Genomic DNA, 6,427 nt, shown 5'->3' with positions numbered 1-6,427 from the left:
GGTGCGGGGACAGGAAAAACATACGTTATGATTGATCGTATTTTTTATCTGTTAGAAAAGGTTGGCATCACACTTAAAGACATCATAATGGTTACTTTTACAAATGCGTCTACTAATGAAATGAAGGAGCGTTTGCAAAAGAAATTATTAAGCATGTTTAAATTGACAGGGAAAACAAAGTATCTTTACTTTGCTGAAGAAGTAAAAAATATACAAATTAGCACAATTCATGCGTTTTCTAAATCTGTTTTAACTCAATTAGCACATGAAATTGGTTTTGGTAGAAACTTAAAGGTAAGAAGTTTTATTAAAATGAAGAGTGACATCCTTGAAAAGCTTGCTAACGAATTTTTCCAAAAACATCCTGCAAAAGTTTTAGTCGATTTAAATTTAAAGTTTTACGAAGTTATAAAAATGATGAAGAGTTTCTGGGATGAAATGGAGAAGAAGGGTTTAACTAGAACAGAAATTGAATCAATTGATTGGGGTACGGTAGTAAAAGAAGAGCATCAGGTTCTTAAGGATCTTTTTCAATATGTATTCAAGCGATGTGAAGGTTTAATAGAAGCACAAAAAAAGAAAGAAAATGCGATTGATACAGGGGATATGGTCCGAAAACTAAAGTTATTTACACAAGGTGATACACTTAAACAGCTTCAAACTGATAAATATTTATTTGTCGATGAATTTCAGGATAGTGATAATACACAAATTGAACTAGTGGCAAGTCTACAAAATCAGTTGAAATATCATCTTTTTGTAGTTGGAGATATTAAGCAATCGATTTATCGTTTCCGTGGTGCTGATTACACGTCCTTTACAAGATTAGCAGAAAGGGTGAATTCATCATTTACGCCTGTTGCTTTAAATCAAAACTATCGAACAACTAGCAGTTTATTAGAAAAGCTAGATAAGGTATTTTCTGTTTGGGGGCAGAAGTGCTGGGGTCCAAAAGGTAAAGAGTCTCTGCTTCCTTATACGGAGGATGATCGTTTGAAGGGGATGAAGATTACTGAACCAACGATAGGGGAGTTCCTTTATCCTAATATAAATAAAGATAATGTAGAAAAAGAAACAGTTCGTCAAATTTTAGAATCTGTGGATATAGCTAAGCAGTTATCAGATGATGAAAATAAAAGAATCGCCCTTGTTGTACGTACGAATAAACAAGCTCTTGAAGTACGAGAGTGGTGTGAGAAAGCAGGAATAGGGACTGTACAAAATTTAGATGGTACGTTTTATAAATCAGATGCAGTCATACATTTTAAAATGATGTTAGATGCCCTGTTATATCCAGGTGAGGCAAAGCATGTCGTTAATTTTCTACAATCACCTTATTTTAGATATGCAATTCCAACAAAACTACTTGTTCCCTTAAAAGGTGATAGTGAAAAAATTATAAAGTTTTTACAATTGCATATGGGAAATGACTTTACACAGTATCTTGATGAGTTAAAAAGATTACCTGTTATGGCTGTTATACAGAAGGTTATCTCTGAAAAGGGATTACTACAACATATTTCATCCTATTATGAAGTGAAGTATGGAGATGACCCAGACATAGATGAGTCTATAAAACAGTTAGAGATTGAGTTAGCTGTAAAACAGTATGAGAAAAATTTATATCATTTAATGAACAGCATTCAAAAGCAATTTGATTCAATGGGTGGTACGCTTTGGAACATTCATGAATGGTTAACCTTACAAATTCGCGTAAATCGTAATGAAAATGAGCCAATGATTGAAACGAAATTAGGAGTTGTAGAAATTACGACTGTCCATCGTTCGAAAGGCCTAGAGTACCATACTGTTATTATGCCTAAACTGAATCACTCATTTAGTAATAAACAAGCCTCTTTTTACATACAAGATGAAAAAGAGATGGGTGAGGATAAACGAATTGTTGGTTGGAAGGCTAAAGATATTAAAAATAACCATTTTGCTACACTTCAAAATTATGAAAGCTTTGAAGTAGAAAGAGAAGAGACTCGATTGTTGTATGTAGCGATGACACGTGCGAAAAAGAGACTAATCTTAATGATGCCTGAAAAAATAAGTGAAAATACATGGGGTAATTTACTAGGACGAGCTTTTAATGAGGTGAATCATGAACATTGATGTATATACATATGATGATCCGAAGCGTTGGAGAAATCATTCAAAATATAACAAGATAAAAAATGCCATTCATATATGTGCTACAAAAAATATGAAGGACGGTATTGTAGAGGCTTATCAAAACAAAGAAGAACGAGAGTTTTGTTATGTGTTTACAATTCGCGAAATTATTGACGAATTATTAACAAGGTGGAATCTACCCGAAGAGCAACTAAAACAATATTTAAAGCTATCTCGGGTTATCAATGAGCTTAGTACGGATAATGCAGAATTAAAAAATGCTTTTAAAAATAATCGTCCGGATCTTCTTGAAACGATTCGATTTCTAACGTATACCGGCGTGAAGCCCATTGACCTAACTACAATAAATCTAGAAAGTAATAAGCTAACAGAAAAGGAAAAGCTCTTTCAACAAATTTGGTTTGAGATAGAGGAAAAAGATACTACCTATAAAAATATTCGAAATAAGCTTCGCAAGGGATGGGGAATAGAGGAAATTAAAAAGAAGATTAACAAGCTTTTAGTGGAAACTCAAAGACCTGCCCTAGATGTAGGGATGAATCAGCTTGTCTTACATGGATTTTACTTCATTACGCCTGAGCAGCAGATTTTTCTACAAGCTCTCAGGAAGGCAGGATTTTCTATTACATTCTTTAATTATTATGATCCTCGTTTTCCAGCAACTTTCGATTTTATAAAAGGCTTTATTTCTAAAGAATATCAGTGGACTGATAATTGGCAAATTGAAAGTAATCGAGAAAACAAGGAAGATTCCCTTGGTACTGAATTTTTGAGTGCATTTGAAGGAGAGAATGCACCGGGGGGGACCCTTAAAAAAGAAGTTATTCGTTATAATTCCTTTTTTGATTTTTTAAATGATGTAATTGTTCCTAATTATCCGATTGGTGAGACAGAGGATGATGAGGATAAAAACAAGGATAAAGTACAAATTATTGCAACCAATGCTGATATGTTGAATGAGATTCTTGTTCAATATTATCCGAATAAATTTGCGGAAAACAGAAACTTTTTACAATATCCGATTGGTCAATTCATTAGTAAGATCCATCAGATGATTGATGATAATACATTGATTTTAAATGAAGATATTTTAATTTCAGCGTTTTCATCAGGGTGGTTATATAACCCTATCACGAAGAAAAACGCTAGAGATTACACATACTTGCTAAAGCAACTGTTACCGTTCTTCGGTAATTGTCGTACGATTCAAGGGGATTGGTTACCAAGGTTTTCTGATTTAATGAAGCATTACAAAGAAATATTACCAGCCTTTGAAGGGCCAGATGATGATAGGGTTGTAACGAGTGTGCGTAGTCCCTTTTCTAAATTTGCTCATTTTTCACTAAGCAAGAAGCAAGTTGAAGAAGTTCACTATTTTGTGAAGCAACTCGTTTTCATTGCGGAAGAATTGTTTGATATAGAAGCAAAGGAAGCATCTATAAGTGAGCATTTTAATAAATTGTTAGTGATATTAGATAAACATAATCCAATGCAGCATTCTAAATTACTTCAAGATGAAACGGATATTATTCATTCATTGAATGAAAAATTAAAGAAAATTCAGGATGATAATTTCTTTCTATATGATGATGTTGGGGAAGCTATCAATGTTTATTTGAGTGGGAAATTATCAAACACAGATGAATCCTTTATAAAACCGTTTATTGAGGTTGATGGGGAAGCTTTTAAACCAAATATTAATACCTTTTATCTAACAGGACTAGATGAAAAAGGTCTACCTCTTGATGAATTCAGTACACCATGGCCATTACAGGAGATTACGTTTGAAAAACTCTCCATTCGTCATGAAGTACTTGAATTACATACATTGAGAAATCAATCTATCAAGCAGATTTCAAGGTATTTACTATTTATTGCTTTGGAATTCTTATTAGATAAAAATACTGAACTGTCTTGGATGCAAAACTTTTTAGATAAGGAAGATCTGCAACCTGCTGTGTATGTCCATCAACTAGGATTAAAAGTAATAGATTATAAGGAGAAGGCAAATCACCTTGTAGTGAAAACACGTCCTAATCCAGTTGATTTTAAAGACATAGCGGTAGATATAAATGATGGGGATTTAACAGAACTAACATTTACAGATTTTCTAATAGAATATAACCAATGTAAAAGGAGATTTTACTTTAGTTATATCTTAGGTCATTCACCTGTTTTTAATGATGAATTTATCCATCAATTTATGTTTACGGAATTAATTCGATTGGTCAAGCGTAGTACCACTTTAACGGATGAAAAGGTTATTAAAACAGTAAGCGAATTATTCCCTCACTGGACGAACTATAAAAAAGAAGTAATGGCCGAAACGTTTATAAAAATTGCGAGGCAAGATGAAGAGCTAGAGCAAGTTAGTGGAGACATTAGTATCAGTAAAGCAAGGAAGAATTTTCAGCTTCCAGGTCTTACAAATGCTAAAAGAAATGAATGGATAGAAGAAACTGTTAAGAATAAGCCTTCCTTGTTGATTGATATGAAGGAAGATGTAATGAATGAGAATATATTCCATGCTAAACCAGGAGAAAATTGTCGTTACTGCCCTCATGTAGATATTTGTAGTGAAGGACGACATCTGATTGGTTAGGAGGGAACAGGATGAATAATATTTGGAGGCAAATAGCTACTAACTGGAGAACATTTGAAAACGAAAGTGATTCAGAAGGTTTGATAGAAGAACTAACAAATGATGCATTGAATATGGTTTTAGTAGAAGACTCCTTTAAAAGTGCATTGGAATACTTAGATGAAGAAGAAAATGATGATGACGATGATTGGCCGTAATATGATGAGAGAGGTGTAGGAGAAGGGGAGAAACTCCCCTTTGTATATGTATGGAAAATAAACTAGAGAGTACTGAATTAACATTAACTAAGCAACAACAGGATATAGTTGATTACACAGGGAATGAAATTTTGATTAGAGGGATTGCTGGTAGTGGAAAGACGCTTGTTTTATTAAAAAAAGCGAAGCAAACAGCACTGAAATATCCGAATGAGAAGGTTGTAATATTCACTTATGCAGGATCGCTTTCTAATGCAACTAAATTTTTAATTGAGAAGTACAACCTTCCTAACTTAGAAGTGAAAACATTCCATTCATGGGCGTTTGGTGCATATTGTAAGGTCATGAAAAAGAAGCCTATTATTACACAAAAGTATAAACAAGAAGAATTTTTAAGAGAGTCTATAAAAAGCTTAACAAGTCTTGACCATCGCTTTGTAAAAAATGACGATTATTTCGATTTCCTAAAGGATGAAATACAATGGATTAAAGGAAAAAACATCATTACTTTAAGTGATTATTTGAAAGCAGATCGAAGAGGGCGCGGTACCAATACACGTGTTACCATGAATGATCGTGAGATTATTTATCAAGTCTTTGATCAATATAATAAGAAGAAAAACTATTTACTTGATTTTGATGATTTAGCTGTTGTTCTCATGAAGAATCCAGCTATATTTCCAGATTCCATTAAATATGATCACATTTTTATTGACGAGGCTCAAGATCTACAACAGGTTCAACTGCAAGCGTTAAAGCAGAGTGCTAGAAAATCATTTATTGTTGCTGCTGACAAAGGTCAAAAAATCTATAAAACATCCTTTACATGGAAAGAGATTGGTCTAAATGTCACGGGTAATCGTACGAAAATATTAAAGGAATCCTACCGTTCGACAAAACAAATTATTCAGCTAGCAGCGAGTCTTCAACAAAATGATATGATTATTCATGATGAGGAATACGTAATTCCTAATTTACCGGAGAGGGAAGGGCCTATCCCGTATTTAATAAATTGTAAAAATGCTGAATCGCAAGATAGAGAAGTGATTAAATCAGTAAAACAAATTATTGAACAAGCACCAAATTGTACAATTGGTATTTTATATCGTGAGGGATCTTCAAGAAACTCAGCAAAATTTAGAATGCAACGTGCATTAAACAATGCTGGGATTCCTTCAGAAGATATTAGGGAGAAGGGAAATCCACACACTCCTGGTGTAAAACTTTGTACCTTCCATTCAGCAAAAGGTCTAGAGTTTGACTTTGTATATATTATTGATTTAATTGAACCTACTAGAATACCAGATGAGGATAAAGAAGAGAATTATTGGGAAATTGAAAGACGTTTGCTGTATGTTTCTATTACGCGTGCTTGTAGGCATTTACAACTATTTACTTATGGTGACACGTTAAGGTTGGTTAAGGAATTAGATTCAGAGTTCTATAAGAGTTTCACCTTATAGAACTTTAATTCATCTAAAAATAAAAA

4 protein-coding genes are annotated in these 6,427 nt (G+C 33.3%); all 4 read left to right on the top strand.

Going from position 1 to position 6,427, the window contains the following annotated elements; translation table 11 throughout:
* On the top strand, nucleotides 1–2,118 hold a 2,118-nt coding region (locus DN403_RS30120; protein ID WP_149186082.1), incomplete at its 5' end, for a UvrD-helicase domain-containing protein.
* Nucleotides 2,108–4,741: a hypothetical protein gene (locus DN403_RS30115; protein WP_255452089.1), complete on the top strand. Its 2,634-nt coding sequence runs from the start codon at nucleotides 2,108–2,110 to the stop codon at nucleotides 4,739–4,741. The genes DN403_RS30120 and DN403_RS30115, both read left to right, overlap by 11 nt.
* An 11-nt stretch (nucleotides 4,742–4,752) precedes the next feature.
* Nucleotides 4,753–4,938 carry a hypothetical protein gene (locus DN403_RS30110; RefSeq protein ID WP_098327394.1) on the top strand — a complete coding sequence of 62 codons (186 nt, stop codon included), beginning with the start codon at nucleotides 4,753–4,755 and terminating at the stop codon, nucleotides 4,936–4,938.
* 50 nt (nucleotides 4,939–4,988) lie between these two features.
* The gene (locus tag DN403_RS30105; RefSeq protein WP_149186081.1) at nucleotides 4,989–6,401 is read left to right on the top strand and encodes a 3'-5' exonuclease; all 1,413 of its coding nucleotides are present in this window, start codon (nucleotides 4,989–4,991) and stop codon (nucleotides 6,399–6,401) included.
* The last annotated feature ends 26 nt before the right edge of the window (nucleotides 6,402–6,427 follow it).

It is taken from the genome of Bacillus sp. AY2-1 (assembly GCF_008368965.1).
GTDB lineage: Bacteria > Bacillota > Bacilli > Bacillales > Bacillaceae_G > Bacillus_A > Bacillus_A thuringiensis_S.
The sequence above is the reverse complement of the archived record's forward strand: the minus strand, read 5'-3'. Positions and strand labels throughout refer to the sequence as shown.

Bases quoted from the DNA above. Each gene is read 5' to 3' on its own strand.
- DN403_RS30105 (WP_149186081.1), top strand. From the start codon at position 4,989: ATGGAAAATAAACTAGAGAGTACTGAATTAACATTAACTAAGCAACAA.
- DN403_RS30110 (WP_098327394.1), top strand. From the start codon at position 4,753: ATGAATAATATTTGGAGGCAAATAGCTACTAACTGGAGAACATTTGAA.
- DN403_RS30115 (WP_255452089.1), top strand. From the start codon at position 2,108: ATGAACATTGATGTATATACATATGATGATCCGAAGCGTTGGAGAAAT.